This is a genomic window from Mesorhizobium sp. M2E.F.Ca.ET.209.01.1.1 (assembly GCF_004010375.2).
Classification (GTDB): domain Bacteria; phylum Pseudomonadota; class Alphaproteobacteria; order Rhizobiales; family Rhizobiaceae; genus Mesorhizobium.
Window position 1 is genome coordinate 1 of sequence record NZ_SADP02001102.1, and the last position, 295, is coordinate 295.

Sequence of the window (295 nt, forward strand, 5' to 3'; positions counted from 1 at the left end):
GCCGCTCGCCGGGCAGGAGGCGGTCCTGCCGGTGCCGCGCTCGGTTCTGCACACCCATGCCAGCCCGCGCTCGGCGGTGGGCTTCCTAATCCATGCGGCCGAGATCGACGGCGATAAGGTCGGACCACGCCGCAACCTCACCATGCCTGGCGTCGCCGTCACCGTCGGCGAGCAGATCGAGGCGCTGGAGCGCATCGCCGGCGCTCAGGTCGCGAAGCGGATCCGCGAGCAGCCTGACGAGACGATCTGGGCGATCGTCAAAGGCTGGCCGACGCGCTTCGAGGCGAGGCGGGCG

At 71.5% G+C, this 295-nt stretch carries 1 pseudogene; it reads left to right on the forward strand.

Annotated features, from left to right (window positions below):
* Positions 1 to 295, forward strand: a pseudogene (locus EN852_RS39290) (NAD-dependent epimerase); the annotation flags it as partial.